At 67.7% G+C, this 16898-nt stretch carries 12 protein-coding genes; 5 read left to right on the top strand and 7 right to left on the bottom strand.

Features of this window, described 5'->3' with window-relative positions:
• Positions 1-651: an FCD domain-containing protein gene (locus FHS55_RS21305; RefSeq protein WP_183191930.1), complete on the bottom strand. Its 651-nt coding sequence runs from the start codon at positions 649-651 to the stop codon at positions 1-3.
• Positions 652-848: 197 nt separating this feature from the next.
• On the opposite strand from FHS55_RS21305, the gene FHS55_RS21310 reads away from it, so the two are divergent.
• The 4 genes from FHS55_RS21310 (at position 849) to crcB (ending at position 4975) form a co-directional block, all read left to right on the top strand.
• Positions 849-2090: an iron-containing alcohol dehydrogenase gene (locus tag FHS55_RS21310; RefSeq protein ID WP_183191881.1), complete on the top strand. Its 1242-nt coding sequence runs from the start codon at positions 849-851 to the stop codon at positions 2088-2090.
• 5 nt (positions 2091-2095) lie between these two features.
• Complete coding sequence (locus FHS55_RS21315; RefSeq protein ID WP_183191882.1) at positions 2096-3583, top strand: NAD-dependent succinate-semialdehyde dehydrogenase; 1488 nt, start codon at positions 2096-2098, stop codon at positions 3581-3583.
• Positions 3584-3598: 15 nt separating this feature from the next.
• The gene (locus FHS55_RS21320) at positions 3599-4432 is read left to right on the top strand and encodes an alpha/beta hydrolase (RefSeq protein ID WP_183191884.1); all 834 of its coding nucleotides are present in this window, start codon (positions 3599-3601) and stop codon (positions 4430-4432) included.
• A gap of 102 nt (positions 4433-4534) precedes the next feature.
• Positions 4535-4975: a fluoride efflux transporter CrcB gene (crcB, locus tag FHS55_RS21325; protein WP_210287111.1), complete on the top strand. Its 441-nt coding sequence runs from the start codon at positions 4535-4537 to the stop codon at positions 4973-4975.
• 39 nt (positions 4976-5014) lie between these two features.
• Here the strand turns inward: crcB and FHS55_RS21330 are convergent, their stop codons facing one another.
• The 6 genes from FHS55_RS21330 to FHS55_RS23640 all read right to left on the bottom strand — a co-directional run bounded on the left by FHS55_RS21330 (position 5015) and on the right by FHS55_RS23640 (position 13631).
• Positions 5015-6415 (bottom strand): glycosyltransferase family 4 protein, encoded by a 1401-nt coding sequence (locus tag FHS55_RS21330; protein ID WP_183191886.1) that lies wholly within the window; start codon positions 6413-6415, stop codon positions 5015-5017.
• On the bottom strand, positions 6399-7490 hold the full coding sequence (locus tag FHS55_RS21335) for a polysaccharide pyruvyl transferase family protein (protein ID WP_343056315.1): 1092 nt from the start codon (positions 7488-7490) through the stop codon (positions 6399-6401). The genes FHS55_RS21330 and FHS55_RS21335 overlap by 17 nt, the downstream gene beginning before the upstream one ends.
• A 22-nt stretch (positions 7491-7512) precedes the next feature.
• Entirely contained in the window at positions 7513-8964 is a 1452-nt protein-coding gene (locus tag FHS55_RS21340) for a mannose-1-phosphate guanylyltransferase/mannose-6-phosphate isomerase (RefSeq protein WP_183191888.1), read from the bottom strand.
• A 202-nt stretch (positions 8965-9166) separates the two neighbouring features.
• Positions 9167-9982, bottom strand: coding sequence for an SDR family NAD(P)-dependent oxidoreductase (locus tag FHS55_RS21345; RefSeq protein WP_183191890.1), 816 nt, complete (start codon positions 9980-9982; stop codon positions 9167-9169).
• Positions 9979-11400 (bottom strand): capsule biosynthesis protein, encoded by a 1422-nt coding sequence (locus FHS55_RS21350; RefSeq protein WP_183191891.1) that lies wholly within the window; start codon positions 11398-11400, stop codon positions 9979-9981. Before FHS55_RS21350 ends, FHS55_RS21345 begins: the two co-directional genes overlap by 4 nt.
• The gene (locus FHS55_RS23640) at positions 11397-13631 is read right to left on the bottom strand and encodes a polysaccharide pyruvyl transferase family protein (RefSeq protein WP_246340365.1); all 2235 of its coding nucleotides are present in this window, start codon (positions 13629-13631) and stop codon (positions 11397-11399) included. The genes FHS55_RS21350 and FHS55_RS23640 overlap by 4 nt, the downstream gene beginning before the upstream one ends.
• 690 nt (positions 13632-14321) lie before the next feature.
• On the opposite strand from FHS55_RS23640, the gene FHS55_RS21360 reads away from it, so the two are divergent.
• On the top strand, positions 14322-16856 hold the full coding sequence (locus tag FHS55_RS21360) for a glycosyltransferase (protein ID WP_183191893.1): 2535 nt from the start codon (positions 14322-14324) through the stop codon (positions 16854-16856).
• Positions 16857-16898: the final 42 nt, after the last annotated feature.

Raw genomic sequence — 16898 nt, forward strand, 5'->3', positions numbered from 1 at the left:
TCATAGGTCGAACGCCGGAAGAAGACGGTCGCGCGAGCGCTCGACATGCACCCGCATCGCCCGCTCGGCCGCCACGGGATCGCGCGCGGCGAAGGCGGCGAGGATCGCCGCGTGCTCGTCCAGCGCCTCCTCGGTGACGCGAGCGTGGAACATCAGGCGGAAGATGTGAAAGTGGGTGTGCTGGTGCGCCAGCGTCTCGCGGATCAGCTCGTTGCCCGCGACCTCCAGGATCTGGTCGTGGAACACCGCATCCTGCCGGGCGAACTGCGAATAGCGCGCCCGCTCGTCCGTGCTGCTGGCGCGAGACATCACGCCGGCGGCCTCGGTCAGCTCGGCGAGGGCGGCATCCGTCATGGTGGCGGCGGCGCGGCCGGCCATTTCCGGCTCCAGCAGCAGGCGCAGATCGTACAGTTCCTCAAAACGGCGGCGGGTGATCTGCGGCGCGGCGCTGTAGCCGACGAGGTGGGTCTTGACCACCAGCCCCTCGCCCTCCAGCCGCCCCAGCGCCTCGCGGATCGGCGTCTGCGACACGGCAAGCTCGCGCACCAGATTGTCGACCGTGATGCGCGCGCCGGGCGGGATCTTCAGCGCCATCAGCCGCGCGAAGATCGCCTCATAGACCTCCTCGGCGAGGCCGGCGGCACGGTGGATGGCCTGCGAGCCGCCGCGCGGTTCGGCGGCGATCTGGGAGGCGGCGAGAGGTTTCGGACTGCGCACGGTTTTGCCCCTTGACAAGGATCGACTGCTAGCACGATCCTCTGCCGCATTCAATACGATATCCTATACGATTTCGTGTAGGACATCCTCATCAGGCTGAAACATGCAGCCCAATCAATCGGATGAATAAAGTGACATCCTTCTCCGCGATCCGGTTGCCGACCGAAATCCTCTTCGGCAAGGGCCAGCGCCACGCCCTGCCCGCCGTGGCGCGCCGCCTCGGCTCGCGGGTCCTTCTGTGCACCGACGAGCGCCTGTCCGCCTCGGTCGTGTTCGCCGAGATGCTCGACGGGCTGCGCGCCGCCGGCCTCGCGGTGATGGTGCATGACCGCGTGCTGCCGGACGTGCCGCGCGACAGCGCGGCGGATTGCGCCGAGGAGGCGCGGGCCTTCGCGCCGGACCTCGTCATCGGCATTGGCGGCGGCAGTTGCCTCGACATGGCCAAATGCGCCGCCCTGCTCCTCAGCCATGGCGGCCGGCTTCCCGACTATTATGGCGAGTTCAAGGTGCCCGGCCCGGTGCTGCCCATCATCGCCGTGCCGACCACGGCGGGCACCGGCTCGGAGGCGACGCCGGTCGCCGTCATTTCCGATCCCGACCGCACGCTGAAAGTGGGCATTTCCAGCCCGCATCTGATTCCCAAGGCAGCGATCTGCGATCCCGACCTGACGCTCACCTGCCCGCCATCGCTCACCGCCATCGCCGGCGCCGACGCGCTGACCCACGCTATCGAGGCCTTCACGGCCGGCCGGCGCCCGCCCTCGGCGGAACTGGCGCAGACGCATGTCTTCATCGGCAAAAGCGCGCTGACCGACCATTTCGCGCTGCTCGCCATCCGGCTTCTGGGCCGCAGCCTGGAGCGGGCCTGGCGCGACGGCTCCGACGAGGAGGCACGGGCGGATGTGATGATGGCGGCGCTGGCCGCCGGCTGCGCCTTCGGCACGGCGGGAACGGCGGCGGCGCACGCCATCCAGTATCCGGTCGGCGCCCTGACCCATACCGCGCACGGCCTCGGCGTCGCGACCATGCTGCCCTATGTGATGCGCTTTAACCGCGAGGCCGCGCGCGATGAGATGGCCGAGATCGCCCTCGCGCTCGGCCTGCCAGGGCACGGCCGCTCGCCGGCGGCGCTGGCGGATGCCGCCATCGAGGAAGTGACGCGCCTGTTCGCCGCCATCGGCATTCCCACGACGCTGGCCGAACTCGGGCTGCCCGCCGACAGGCTGGCCTGGACCGCCGAGCAGGCGCTGGGCATCGAACGCCTGATCAAGAACAACCCGCGCCCGGTCGGCCCGGCGGACATGGCCCGCCTCATCGACGCCGCCTATCGCGGCGATGCCACCGCCCCGGCCCTCGTCCTCGCACAGGATTGACGCTCATGAATGTCGCAACGCCCTCCCCCCTCACTGCCGGTGCCCCGGCCATCGATCCGGCCGCCGGCGCCCGCGGCCTCTATATTGGCGGGCAATGGCTGTGGCCGGCGGATCGCCCCGCCATCGCGGTGATCGATCCTTCCACGGGCGAGCGCCTTGCGCAGGTTCCCGATGCCGGCACGCCGGAGGCCGCCGCCGCGGTGGAAGCCGCCGCCACGGCCGCCCCCGGCTGGCGCGCCACCCCGCCGCGCCGTCGCTCGGAAATCCTGCGCCGCTGTTTCGAGCTGATGAGCGCGCGGGCGGAGGATCTGGCCCGCCTGATCTCGCTGGAAAACGGCAAGGCGCTGCGCGATGCGCGCGGCGAGGTGGCCTATGCCGCCGAGTTCTTCCGCTGGAACGCCGAGGAGGCGGTGCGGATTTCCGGCGATTTCGCGCTCTCGCCGGCGGGCGGCAACCACATCATCGTCGATTACGAGCCGGTCGGCATCTGTGTGCTGATCACCCCGTGGAACTTCCCCGCCGCCATGGCGACGCGCAAGATCGCCCCGGCGCTGGCGGCGGGCTGCACGGTGGTGCTGAAGCCGGCCAGCGAGACGCCGCTCACCGCCTATGCGCTCGCCGCGCTCTATGAGGAGGCGGGCGTGCCGCCCGGCGTCGTCAACGTGCTCACCACCTCCACGCCTGGCCCGGTGACAGCGGCGATGCTGGCGGACCCACGGGTGCGCAAGCTCTCCTTCACCGGCTCGACGCCGGTCGGGCGCGCGCTGCTGGCGGAAGCGGCGAAGAACGTGATCGGCTGCTCGATGGAGCTGGGCGGCAACGCGCCGCTCATCGTGTTCGACGATGCCGACATCGAGGTGGCGCTGGAAGGCGCCATGCTGGCCAAGATGCGCAATGCCGGGGAAGCCTGCACCGCCGCCAACCGCATCTACGTTCAGGCGGGGATCCATGATCGTTTCGTCACCGAACTGACCGCGCGCATGGCAGCCCTGAAGGTCGGCCCCGGGCCGGAGGCGGGCACCGAGTGCGGGCCGATGATCACCGCGAAGGCGGTCGACAAGATCGAGCGGCTGGTGGACGACGCGCTGGGGCGCGGGGCGCGCCTGCTCTGCGGCGGCACGCGCCCGGAGGGGCCCGGCTTCTTCTATCCGCCGACCGTGCTGGTGGATGTGCCGGGCGACGCCGTCATGGGGGGCGAGGAGATTTTCGGCCCGGTGGCCGCGATCAGCCGCTTCGAGACCGAGGAGGAGGCGATCGCCCGCGCAAACGCCACCGAATACGGCCTCGCCGCCTATGTGTTCACCCGCGATCTGGCGCGCGGCCTGCGGGTGTCGCGGCGGATCGAGACCGGCATGGTCGGGCTCAACCGAGGCCTCGTCTCCGATCCGGCGGCGCCGTTCGGCGGCACCAAGCAATCGGGCCTCGGCCGCGAGGGCGGCGCCCATGGCGTGCTGGAATTCCTGGAGGCAAAATACATCGCCACCACGCTCTGACCGCGAGCCTCACGCATGGCCGACCCGTTCCGCACCCGCGACCACGTGGCCGATTTCGACCGGCACGTGGCCGCCTATGCCGCCCGCAGCACGGCCACGCGCGCGCGGCTGCCCATGCGCGCGGACCTCGCCTATGGCCCCTCGCCCGCCGAGCGGCTCGACCTGTTCTTCCCGCCGCAGGGCGCGAGCGGCGCGGTGCACCTGTTCATCCACGGCGGCTACTGGCGGATGTTCACGAAGGAGGACTTCTCCTTCGTCGCCGAGACGGTGACGCAGGCCGGCGCCATCGCGGTGATCATCGATTATGCGCGGATGCCCTCCGTGCGGATGGAAACCGTGGTGGCGCAGGTGCGGCGCGCGCGGGACTGGATCACCGGGCATATTGGCGCGCTGGGCGGCGATCCGGCCCGGCTGACGGTCAGCGGCCATTCGGCCGGCGCGCACCTCGCCGCGCTTCTGTTCGACGACCGCCAGCCGGCGACCCTCCATGGCGCCCTGCTGCTGAGCGGCCTCTATGACCTCGCCCCGCTGCAGGCCTCGTTCCTGAAGGAGCTGATCGCCCTCACGGATGCGGAAGTCACCCGCTTCAGCCCGCTCCGCCGCGACTATGGCGCGCAAGCGCGGGGCAATCCGCGCGTCGAATTGCTGGTCGGGGAGCGCGAGACGCCCCCGTTCCACGCCCAGGCGGACGCGTTCGCGGCCCATCTCGCCGGTGCCGGCCTGATGGCCGAGCGATCGACCATGGAAGGGGCCGACCATATGAGCATCGTTGCCGATCTCGGAACGCCCGGCACGCCAACCGCCCGTCGTCTTGCCGGCCTCCTCGCCGGCCCGCATTCTGCCTCTTAAGCCGACGGATTATCGTCATCCCGCTTGAAGGGAGACCGCTTAAGAGTGTGAATCAGCGGAAGAGGACGTGCCGTCCCCCGGCACGCAGGCAGGAAGATGGGAATGAGTGGAATGATCCAGACGACGCTATGGGTGGCCGCGGGCGGCGCGATCGGCAGCGTGGCGCGCTTCTGGATCGCCCTGCTGATGGCGCCCTACAGCCGGGACCTGCCATGGGGCACGATGCTCATCAATGTCGTCGGCTCCTTCGTCATCTCCTTCTTCGCCACGCTGACCATCGAACAGGGGCGCTATCCCGCGCCGGAGCTGTGGCGCATCGGCGTCATGGTCGGCATCTGCGGCGGATTCACCACTTTTTCCTCGTTCAGCTTCCAGACGCTGGAGCTGATCCGCGCCGGTGCGCCGGGACGGGCGATGCTCAACATCGTCCTCTCGGTGGCGCTGTGCCTCATCGCGGTGTCGCTCGGCTATGTCGCCGCCGAGCGGCTCAATGGCGGCGTGCCGCAGCTGACCGAGACGCAGGTGGAGGAAGAGACGGCATGAGCGGACGCGCGCGGAACCCGCACACGCGGGTCTCCCGCCTCAGCGCCGCGCCGCCGGCTCGGGAATGAGCTGGTCGTAGAGCGCGGAGAGCCGCGCCCGATAGCGCTCTTCCGAGAACAGCGCGGCCTGCGCCCGCCCGCGCCCCGACAGCGCGGCGCGCAGGTCCGCATCAACCGACAGGGTCTTGATGGCATCGGCGATGGCGCGGGGGTCATAGGGGTCGACCAGCAGCGCGGCATTGCCCGCCACTTCCGGGATCGAGGCGGTGTTGGAACTGATCACCGGCGTGCCGAGCGACATCGCCTCCAGCACCGGCAGGCCGAACCCCTCATAGAGCGAGGGAAACACCAGCGCCTTGGCGCCGCGGATCAGGCTCACCAGCAGGGGAAACGGCGCGTAGTCGAAGCGCCGCACCCGGTCGCGCACGAAGGTGAGGTTGTCCAGCTGTTCGAGATAGCGGTTCGAGCCTTCGTTGAGGAAGCGCAGCTCCTCGCCGGCCTTCCACGCCGTCTTGCCCAGCAGCACCAGCGGTTCGCTCACCTGCGAGGCGAGATAGGCCTCGATCAGGCGGGAGATGTTCTTCTTCGGCTCGATCGCGCCGAAGAACAGGAAATAACCCTTATAGGGAAGTCCGAAGGCCCCCTCCACTTCCTCGCGCACCAGGTCATCGCTCTTGTCGGCGTATTTCCTCGGGATCGACACCGCCTGATAGGTGTTGGTGATCTTCTCCTCGGGGTAGCCGAACAGATCGACGATGTCGCGCTTGGACGCCTCCGAGACGGTGACGATATGGTCGGCGCGCTTGAGCACGCCCTCGATCAGGCGCTTGTAGAACTTCTTGTTGTCGAGCGTGGTGAAGGGCAGGCGCAGCGGCACCAGGTCGTGCAGCGTGTAGATGTTGCGCGTGCCCGGCAGGCGGATGGGCAGCGGATAGGTCCAGTGCATCAGGTCCGGCCGCGTCACCCCGCTCACCGAGAGGAAGTGCTTATAGGCGTGGAAATGCCAGTAGCTGCGCGAGAACAGTTCCGGCGCGTTCCAGATGCGGTCGTAATGGGGCAGGCGCGACTGGAAGGCACGGCTGATCACCCGGCCGGACAAGGGCACGTCGCGCGCGCGGATGCCCATGGGCGAGGTGCACAGCTGCGCCAGCCGCCGGCCGGCCTCCAGCAGGAAGGAGGGCGAGCCGACATTGGGATCGAAGAAGGAGATTTCCCGCAGCAGGGGGTCGGCGCTGGGAGAGGCGCGCGTGCCGTAGAGAATCTCCGTCCTATAGCCGAGGTCGCCGCAGGCGAAGCTGAGGTTGCGGGCATAGGTGGCGACGCCGGTGCCCGCCTCCAGGGCGAGGTTGTAGCCGTCGATCATCACGCTGCCGCGCCCGCCGGGGCGAACCCTCGTCACGGGCGGCGCGCCAAGCCCTTCCTCGTCACCCCGCAACCGCATGGACCTCTGCAACCCGCCCGCGCTGCGGCGCGCCGCCGCCATGGGCGTAGGGAATGTCGCGGATCAGCGGATGCTCGAAGATGGTCTGGCCCTTTGGCGCGGCGATCGGGGCGACATCGATCGGCAGCGCGGCGATGAGCGGATCGATATCGAACGTGACCGGCTTCCACGCGGTATCGATCGACCAGATCAGGTGCTCCCAATCGGTTCGCTTGTTGCGGCGCTGCACATAGACGGGAATGCGCGGAATGCCCATGCCGAGATAGAGATCGGTGATGCGCAGGTCGAAGCCGTCATCGGGGTCCATGACGCGGCCGATCAGCCCATCCGGCGCGCCGCGCGGGGCGAAATAGAGGCAGGGAATGCCATAGCTCTCGGCAAACACCATGCCGTGCAGGCTGGTGGAGACGAGGCGCTTGCAGGACAGGATCTCGTCCAGCTTGGCCCGCATCGAGGCGGCGCTGATCTCGGTCAGCGTGTTGATGATGCGCACGCTGCCGGCCAGTTCCGGGGGGATGTGGTAGCGGTCATAGGTCTCGCGCGGCTTGGCGTCGAGCGAGCGGTCGGCGAGATCGGAGAGATGGACGATGACCCCGACCTCGTACTTCTTCTCCAGCGCGGGATTGTAGAAGCGCGGCAGCGCCCAGACCGGATCGCCGAAGACCGGCGCGCCGACCGCGTTCGCCTCGCCGAGGATGGCGCGGCTCACCGGTCCGCGCGTGGCATGCACCCGGTAGCGGGTCGCCGGATCGGGCACGAAGGGAATGCGCTCGCCCTCGCCGCCGGTGTTGAGATAGCGCGACGAGCCCGTGCCCCAGACGCTGATGTCGCCGCCCTTGAGATTCTGCGCGATGGTTCCGACCGCCGACATGCGGGTCGAGGTGGCATCATGCGCCTGGTGGATGATGGGCTTGCCCGAAAGCAGGGCGACCATGACCGGGGAGAGGGCGTCGCCCAGGTTCAGGTAGTTCTGCACCCGCGTGGCGGCCACCCAGGACAGCGGCACGACGCCGGTGTCGCGCACGATCTCGCGCAGCGAAGGTTGCTTGCGCAGCGAAGAAGATTGCTGGAGCACGTCGCTGTTCCTCTTCTGTTGATCAGGTCAGCGCGACGGCCACAGCGGCCGGAACGCGGTTATACACGTCGTCGAGGCGCACGATGTCGTCCTCGCCGAGATAGGAGCCGACCTGCACCTCGATGAGTTCGAGCGGGATGCGTCCCGGATTGGTCAGGCGATGGACCGCGCCGAGCGGGATGTAGGTCGATTCGTTTTCCTGCAGCATGAACACCTTCTCGTTCACCGTGACCTCGGCCGTGCCGTGCACGACGATCCAGTGCTCGGAGCGGTGATGGTGCTTCTGCAGCGAGAGGCGCTCGCCGGGATCGACGATGATCTTCTTCACGCGGAAGCGGCCACCGAGATTGATGGTCTCGTAGCTGCCCCACGGGCGGTGCATCCGCGGGTGCTCATGGGCCTCGTTGCGCCGCTCGGCCTTGAGCGCGGAGACGAGGTGCTTGACCTCCTCGGAGCGCTCGGACGGCATGACCAGCACCGCGTCGCCGGTGGCGACGATCGACAGGCCGCTCACGCCGATCGCCGCGATCAGCGGCCCGTCGGAATGGACATAGCAATTCTCGGTGTCGATCATCCGCACCGGGCCGCGCTGGGCATTGCCGGACACGTCCGTCTCGGCAATCTCGCGCATCGCGTTCCAGCTGCCGACATCGGACCAGGGGAAGCTGCCCTCGACCACGGCGGCGCGGCTGGTGCGCTCCAGCACGGCATAGTCGATCGACAGGCTCGGGGCGGCGTGGAAATCGGCCCCCAGCCGGCAGAAGCCGAGGTCGCTCTTGGCATTGCTGAGGGCGCGGCGCACCGCGTCGACGATCTCGGGCTCGAAGCTCTCGGCCTCCTCGAGCATCACATGCGCGGGGAACAGGAAATTGCCCGAGTTCCAGAGATAGCCGGCTTCGATATAGTCCCGCGCCTTCTCGACGCTCGGCTTCTCGGCGAAGGCCTCGACAAGGGCGGCTGCGCCCCCGTTCAGCGCGGCACCGCGTCGGATATAGCCATAGGAGGTGCGCGGCTCGGTCGGCGTGATGCCGAAGGTGACGATATGGCCGAGATTGGCGGCACCGACCGCCTTGTGGCAGGCCTCGTGGAACGCGAACGTGTCGCCGATGACGTGGTCGGCCGCGAGCACCAGCAGCGTCGCCTCCGTTCCGTGCAGGCGCTGGGCGAGCAGCGTCGCCGCCAGCAGGGCGGGCGCCGAATCGCGCCGCGCCGGCTCCAGAAGCACGGTCGGCTCGATGCCGATGTCGCGCGCCTGGCGCTGGGCGAAGAAGCGGAATTCCTCATTGGTCACGATGATCGGCGAGGCGAAGGTCGCGCCCGGCGCGACGCGCTGCAACGTGTCCTGATAGAGCGTCGCGCCCGAGGTCGAGAGCGGCAGGAACTGCTTGGGCAGGGAATCGCGCGAGATCGGCCAGAGCCGGGTGCCGGATCCACCCGCGAGAATGACAGGGACGATCTTGGAGCCAGCGGCCATCGATTGCTCTCCTCACATGGGGGAAGGTGATGTTCGGTAGATCGACTTGATCATATACCGGCACTTCGCACTTGCGAGATAGTATACACGCGACAAAATACGTCAACACAAATGTCGTTCTTGAAATTACCCCAATATTTGCTAGCTATTATTATTCAATTTTGAAGAAAAATTGCTCAATACGCAGAATAATATATTTCGTCTATTTTGCTATCGATACGTCTTCAAGTGCGGCGGCGGCATCAACCGGCCGAATATTCGCTGTGAAGAACCGCTGCAGCACGGCGTCCCGCACCATCGCCGGCACGCAGCGCCCGAGCCCGATGAGGGCGACCAGCGGCCACGGAAACGCGATGGAGCGCGCCCCTCGATCGCTGGCATGGGCGATGGCGATCGCGGCACGTTCGGCGCTCCATTCCAGCGGGCGCCAGCCGCGATAATCGCGGCTCATGCCCGTGGCGATAAAGCCGGGACAGGCCAGCGTGAGGCGCACGCCCGCGGCCCCCAGCACCGGACGAAGCGCCTCGCCAAAGGCGATGAGGCCGGCCTTGGTGGCGCTGTAGGTCGGCTGGTCCGGCAGCGGCATACGCCCCGCCAGCGAGGCGACCAGCACCACGCGCCCGGTCCCGCGCGCGCGCATCGGGTCGATGAGCGGCAGCACCGTCGCCACCGCGCCCTCGAAATTGGTGCGGATCTGCGCCAGCACTTCGTCCAGCCGCTCCGCCTGCCCCTCGCGGCCCAGGCTTGCCTCGACGCCGGCATTGGCGATGACGGTGTCGATCGGTGTGTGCGCGTCGATCTCGGCAATAAGTGTGGCGAGCGCCTCGCTCGCGCGCACGTCCATCGGCACGACGCGGACCGTGGCCCCGCGCGCGCGGCATTCCAGCGCCACCCGCTCCAGCCGCGCCGCATCGCGGGCGATGAGAAGCAGCGCGATGGCCGGCGCGGCATAGTGGCGGGCCAGCGCGGCGCCGAGGCCGCTGGACGCGCCGGTGATGAGGATGTGGCGCGCGTTCATGCCGGCTGCGCCTCCCCGGTCATCGGGTCATCCGCCGCTTCATCTTGCGCCGCCCGATCCTGCGCCACGCGATCCTCGGTGGCCATGCGGGCGACAAGGCCCTCCACCGCCCGCGCGATGGATTCCGGCGCGAAAAAGCCGCCCCCAATCTGCGTGCGCGCCAGCACGAGCCGGCAATAGGCCCGCACCAGCGCGGGATCGGGTGGCGGCGGCGCGGACCAGAAGCCATCGAGCGCGCCCTGATGGGCAAGGCCCGGCATGTCGTAGGTGGCGCGACCGAGAACCTTGAGCGGCCGGCCATGCCGGAGCGCGGCGATGGCCGTCGTCGAGTTCACCAGCACCACCCCGGAGCTGCGCGCAACCAGCGTATCGATGTCGCCATTCTCGAGGAACAGCACGCGGCCCTTGAGCCCGTATTCGTCGATGAGGCGCGCGATCATGTGGCGCGTGGCCGGAAGGCGCGTGTCATAGGGATGCCGCTTCACCACAAGGCGGGCGGCTTTCGGCGCCGTCGCGGCGAAGGAGGCGAACACCAGCCGCACCACCTCGCGCGCCGAGCCGAAGCTGGAATGGACGCGCATCTGGAAGTCACCTTCCAATTGCAGCGGCAGCAGGAAATAGGTCGCGCGCCCCACCAGCGCCGTCTGCGCCAGACGGTCGCGCTCGCGGGCGGCTGCGGCATTGAACCAGCGTGCGAGCCAGCCCGCATAGTCAACCATCGGGTGCACCAGCGTGTGCCGCCGGTAGCGCGCGAAGAGCGGCGCGAGGGCGGCATAGCCGGCGTGCCAGGCGACATCCCAGGCGGCGCGGCGGGCGAAAGGCTCGCTCGCCGCCACGCGCGGGCGCACCGGCTCGGGCGTCTCTGCGGCCGCCGCCCGCAAGCCTTCCGGCGTGCGCGGCAGATCGGAATGGGCGTTCACGCCATGGCGTTCGCGGGTGATCCAGCCAGGGCGAAAATAGCCCTCCTCCAGCAGATGCAGCCCGATGCCCCGCGCCCGCGCGGCCAATATCGCCGGCACATGATAGGGACGGCAATCGCCGAACAGCACGAGATCGCTTAACGCTTCCTCGGTCATGAGCCGCTCGACATAAGCCGGCCAGTCCTCCAGCCGGCCGCGATAGAGCCGCGCACGGCCGGGCCAGAACACCAGATCGCCGCCGCACAGATGCACCTTGACGATGCGCGCGCCGCGCCGGCGCAGCGCCTGCGCCAGGCGCCAGGCGAAGGGCGATGCCGGCCCCTGCAGGAACAGGAAGGCGCGGCCGGCAAGGTCCGGCTCGGCGGCGGCTTCCCGCCCCTCGTCCCGGCGCGGCGCCGGCACGGCAGAAGCCGCCACATTCAGGCCCGCTCCCTGCAGACCCGCCCTCTCGAAGGCGGCGGCAGGCCTCTCGACGCGGTTCACCGCCGCGCCGCTCAATAGTCGATCCTGTCGACGATTTCCGGCGGCAGCGCCCAGGAGGTCGCCTCCGGCGACACCGCGAGCGGCATGGGGAAGGCACGGATCAGCGGGCCGTCATCATAGATCAGCGGCTGCCACTTGCCGTGCACCCAGGCCAGCACCGCGTTCCAGTCGGTGGCGCGGGAGCGGTCGAGGCAATAGGAGGAGAGGGTGGTGCGCCCGACGCCGGAATAGAAATCGCGCATGCGGTGGTCGATCTGGTGCTGCGGGTTGCCGAGCTCCAGCATGCGCCCCTCGCCATCGCCATAGGTGGCGAACCACGCGCAGGGAATGCCGTAGGTCTCCGAGAGCACGAGCCCGTGCAGACTGGTGGAGACGATGGCGCGGCAGGAGACGATTTCCGCCACCTTGGCCTTCATGCCCTCCGGGGTCGGCGGGCAATGGGTGTTGATGAGGCGGATGCGGCCCTTGAACGCGTCCGGTATGCCGTAGCGCTTCAGCGTGGGCTTCACCGGCGCCTCGGGCGTGCGGTCTTCCAGCTCGGTGATGTGCAGGATGACGCCGAGATCGTGCGTCTTCTCCACATCCTTCATCGGCCAGAAGCGCGGCAGCATCCACACCGGATCCCCGAACACGTCCGGCACCTGCATGCCGGCGGCGCGCAGCGTGCGGGCGCTGTTGGGCCCGCGCAGCGCGTGAATGTGGAAATCGGTATCGGAGGGGCGCACATAGCCACGCACCAGCGGATCGACCGGGTTGCGCTCGGCATCGACCCCGGTGCCCCAGAAATGCAGCACCCCGTTGCGCTGGTTATGGCCAATCGTGCCCACCGCGACCATGCGCTCGATCGGCTGGTCGAAGCCGGCGCGCCGCACGGTGACACCCGCCATGCCGGCCACGATCAGCGCGCTCAGCGTATCGCCGAGATTGGCGTGCGGGGATTCGCGCGTCGTCGCCGCCCAGGACAGGGGAATGGAGATCCTGTCGGCATTCATGCGCAGCAGGGTGGCAACCTCGGGCGACATAGCCCGCGAGCCGCCCTTCACTTCCGCCACGACAGCCGGCGCCCGCTGCGAGGCCGCCAGACGTATCACCGTTTCGCCGGTCCGCATCCCGTTCAACTCCTTCGCCGGCGCCGCGGCTGCGGCGAGCGCCCCGCTCGATTTGGCCTCGCTCACCGGGGGCCCGCTCGCCGGATCCCCCTCCTCGTCACGGTCCTGCTGGCGCAGCAGCGCGACGTCGTGCTGCAGCACCAGCCCCTTCACGACGGGATGCTCCCAGATACTCTTGCCCGAGGCCGCCTTGAGCGGCGACGGCGAGAAGGGAAAGGTCTCGATCAGCCGGTCGGCCTCGAAATGCGCCGGCTCCCAGGCGCGATCCACCGCATCCATCACCGCCTGCCAGTCGGTCGGCAGGCCGCGGTCCTGGAAATAGGCGGGCACGTGCCGCCGCCGGAGGCCGAGATAGAGATCGACCATGCGCAGGTCCGCCGGCCCATTCGGATCGAGATCCAGCCGGCCGAGGCCGCGCGGCTCGGAGAGCGGGGGAAAATACAGGCAGGGAATGCCATAGGCCTCGGCGACGACCAGCCCGTGCATGCTCATCGAGACGATGCGCTCGCAGGCGAGAATCTCGTCCAGCTTGGCCTTCAGCGCGGGCACGCCGAGCGGCGTGACCGTGGTGATGAGATGGACATCCTTCTGGAATTCCTCGGGAATGCGGTAGCGAACGAAGGCGGGCTGCGGCCGCGCCTCGTAGGAGCGGTCGACCAACTCGGACAAATGCAGGATGACGCCGAGCTTCCATTTCTTGCGGATGCGCGGACGGTAGAAACGCGGCAGCAGCCAGGCCGGGTCGCCATAGACGCCGGGCCGCGGCCCGCCATTGCTCATCAGCCGCTCGGCCACCGGCCCGCTCGTGGCATGCAGCACGATGCCGTCATGGCCGGTGGGCGCGAAGGCGACCCGCCGGTCGACCGGAGCCGAGGGGTTGCGCCAGGGCGAGCAGCCGGTGCCCCACACATGCACCTCGCCGCCCTCGAACGTGTGACCGATCGCCCCGATCGCCGACATGCGGACCGAGCGGGACTTGGCCGGCACGCGCCGCACCGGGACCCCCCCGACCATCGCCGTCATCACCGGGCTGAGAGCATCCTCGAAGTTCAGATAGTCCATGAGGGTGGTCGAACCGGCCCAGCCGAGTCTCACCTCGCCCTCGGCCTGTACGATGGCGTCCAGCGGTGCCTTCATACTACCTCACGAATTTAAAGCAATTTCAAAACATCTGCGCCGCAGTGCCTCACATTTGGCGAGGCGTGAATAGTAGAATGATCATTTTCGTCACCCCTGTCCACTCCAACACAAATATTTACTGTTTTGGAAACTTCCGAACCCCACGTGGGTTGAATGCTCGCGGGCGTTCCCCTGCATCCGGAACGCAGCTTGCGGCAGGGTTCCGCGCCCCTGCGCAGAACCGCCCGACTTCCCGCCAGCATCGCTCGCGCATCGGCTACGCGCCGGGCGCGCGCCACCTGCCCAGCCATGCTGCGATGCGGCAGGCAGCGCATACCGCGCGATACTCTCCAATGGGGCGATACAAATTTTCTATGAACCCTTTTTTCATACCAATCGAGAATCCACGTTATTGTCCCATTATGATGAGTCTATATCGACCAACAACCGATCATTGTTTGCTCTTATATCGATCTAAAATTCATTCAAAATTCGATACATTAACAGTATATAGTGCAATTACTTGAAGAGAACGGTCTTAAAATACCATTTACGCGAGTCATTGACGAAATACTACATAAAATAGCATCTAGACATCGCTTCGCTTTTGATGCTGCAATGCACATCTCGCGAAATATCTAAAGGCGATCTGGCTGAACTCGGAGACTGTTCCCGCGCCAGATCGCCCACCAAGGAAACGGGTGGCTCATGAATCTCGAAGCCTTCGGACGTCAGACAGGGCGCGATTTCGGCCAGACAAGCTTCGCTTCACTGGCCGAGAACCTGCGCGAGCGTCATGCGAGCGGCGATGACATCAGGCCCGAAGATCAACTTCAGAGTGCATGGAAGCTGGCTGATTCTCGCCATAATTACTTACGAATTGCAAATGACGAGCACATCGTCGGCGGCGTCTTCGTCGAGGGCGGGCAATGCATCGCCTGGGGCTTCAACCGGTCCGACGTGCTGAAGCCCGTGACGCTGCGCCTCGTCGTCGATGGCGCCACCGTGTTCGAGCGCACCACCGCCCCAGAGGCGCTCATGCCGATTCACCCCACCGGCTACCTGCTCTCCGGGCATCGGCAGATGCGTCTCACCATCGACGGCGCGGGCGCCGCGGCCCCCGCCTTCGACGCGCAGGACTACTGGGCTGACGCCGAGACCCGCGAGGACCTCGCCAATTTCATCATCGGCATCGCTGACAGCGCCCGCGAGGGGCGCCTGCACCATCTGGTGTGGCACGAGATTCCCAACGTGACGCGGCGACTGGAGACCTCCGACGAGCCGCCGGCGCGCTGGCGCGCCTCGACCTACACGCGCTACATGGCGGACCGCCTCGGTCTGCAGGGCAAGCTCTCGGGCGGCCAGTCGGTGGCCAACTGGATCGTCTCCGACGTCTTCGAGGACTGGTACAAGCGGCAGGTCTTCTGCCTCACCGACGAAATTCACGCGCTGCTCAGCGAGCCGGTCATGAACCGGCGCGTGATGAAGCACGAAATCAGCCTGACATTATTCGCCTTCTGGCGGCGGCATTACCCGCATGTCGACATCTTCACCGACGATGGCTTGCGGCTGGTGCAGTACAAGTTCGCCACCGCGCCCTACATCGCCGACAAGAACAACGTGAAGCTGGTCTCGGAAGGGCTGCGGCGCTCGCTCTCGGCGCCGGCCGACATGTACCGCAACCGGGAACTGCCCTGGAGCTGGTACTGGCTCTTCCTGCTGGAGGACCAGGGGCTCGGCAGCCGCATGCGCGAGGAGGGCTTTGTCCGCCTCACCAGCTTCAAGGAGGTCGCGCTCGACGTCACCCAGCCCGACCGTCTGTCCTTCGCCCCGCATATCTGGCGCGCCTATTGGGGGGCTGGCGGCACCTCCGCCTTCACCCGCTTCGACCTCGCGCTGATCTCGATCCTCGCCGACACGCCCAATCCCGAGCTGGCCATCGCCGAGCGCGGGGCGGATTTCTGGAGCGAGCGGCTGCGCAGCGACATCTATGCCCGCACGCCGCAGCTCTCCGTGCTGTCCGCCACCGGGCGGATCGAGGCGACCCCTGCCGCCCTCGATGACGAGGTCCCGCGCCGCGATCTGGTGATCATCGGCTATGCCAACACCACCGGCGTGGGGCGCAACCTCGCCATGTTCACCGAGGCGCTGTCGGGCTTCAACCCGCTGGTGTTCAACGCCGATGACGGCGCCTGCCTCAACCCCGAGACCGGCTATAATCCGGCCATCGGCGTGCGCGCCCGCGTGGTGCTGCTCTGCATCAATGCCGACCGCGCGCCCGAGATGATCGCCCGCTTCGCCGGCATCTGCGAGGAAGCCCACATCATCGGCTTCTATCTCTGGGAAAGCGACCGGCCGCCGGCCAACCACACGCTGGGCGCGCTGGCGGTCGACGAGATCTGGGCGCCGAGCAACTATGTCGCGGATGCCTACGCCAAGATCACCTCGGTGCCGGTCAAGGTGGTGGACAAGGGGCTGCACGCGCCGCTGGCCTACACCCCCTTCCTCGACCGCTTCCGGCGCGACCCCGCGGAATTCATCTTCCTCACCGCCGCCGAGTTCGGCTCCTCCATCGTGCGCAAGAACCCGCTCGACGTGGTCAAGGCGTTCCAGCGGGCATTCGATGGCAGCGACCTCAACGTGCGCCTCGTCATCAAGATCCGCGAGGTCACGCCCGGCCACTGGAGCAACATCGATTCATACTGGGAGGAAATCGAGGAGCGGATCGCCGGCGACGACCGGATCAGCATTCTCGAGGGCAACCTGACGCCCGAGGAATACTGGACGCTGCTGTGGACGGTCGACGCGATGGTGTCGCTGCACCGTTCCGAGGGTTTCGGCTACGTGATCGCCGACGCCATGTTCGCGGACAAGGCGGTGATCGTTTCCGACTATTCCGGCTCGCAGGATTTCTGCGACGAGCAGACCGCCTTCCTCGTTCCCGTGCAGCAGACCCCGGCGCCGCCGGAATCGCTCGCCAGTCGCGGCTATATCGGCCAGTGGGGCATTCCCGATGTCGAGGCGGCCGCGCGCGCCATGTATCAGGCGGCGGAAGACGGCGACCTCCGGGCCATGCGCGCCCGCGCCGGCCAGGAGCGCGTGCTGCGCAAATACGACTTCGCCAACTGGACGCAGGCCGTCTCGGCGGAGATCGCCGAGCGGATCGAGCGCAGCCGTCGCAAGCACGAGGAGACGGCGAACACGATCGCGCCGTCCGCGCCGGTGGCGACATCGCAATCGTAGGACGCTCTCGGAGCGCCCGCGCGCCGTCGCCTCCGCGATGGC

This window comes from Ancylobacter tetraedralis (assembly GCF_014195655.1).
In the GTDB taxonomy this organism is placed as follows: Bacteria; Pseudomonadota; Alphaproteobacteria; order Rhizobiales; family Xanthobacteraceae; genus Ancylobacter; species Ancylobacter tetraedralis.

Coding starts and splice junctions, on each gene's coding strand:
- FHS55_RS21320 (WP_183191884.1), top strand. CDS start 3,599: ATGGCCGACCCGTTCCGCACCCGCGACCACGTGGCCGATTTCGACCGG.
- FHS55_RS23640 (WP_246340365.1), bottom strand. CDS start 13,631: ATGAAGGCACCGCTGGACGCCATCGTACAGGCCGAGGGCGAGGTGAGA.
- FHS55_RS21330 (WP_183191886.1), bottom strand. CDS start 6,415: ATGCGGTTGCGGGGTGACGAGGAAGGGCTTGGCGCGCCGCCCGTGACG.
- FHS55_RS21315 (WP_183191882.1), top strand. CDS start 2,096: ATGAATGTCGCAACGCCCTCCCCCCTCACTGCCGGTGCCCCGGCCATC.
- FHS55_RS21345 (WP_183191890.1), bottom strand. CDS start 9,982: ATGAACGCGCGCCACATCCTCATCACCGGCGCGTCCAGCGGCCTCGGC.
- FHS55_RS21340 (WP_183191888.1), bottom strand. CDS start 8,964: ATGGCCGCTGGCTCCAAGATCGTCCCTGTCATTCTCGCGGGTGGATCC.
- crcB (WP_210287111.1), top strand. CDS start 4,535: ATGAGTGGAATGATCCAGACGACGCTATGGGTGGCCGCGGGCGGCGCG.
- FHS55_RS21360 (WP_183191893.1), top strand. CDS start 14,322: ATGAATCTCGAAGCCTTCGGACGTCAGACAGGGCGCGATTTCGGCCAG.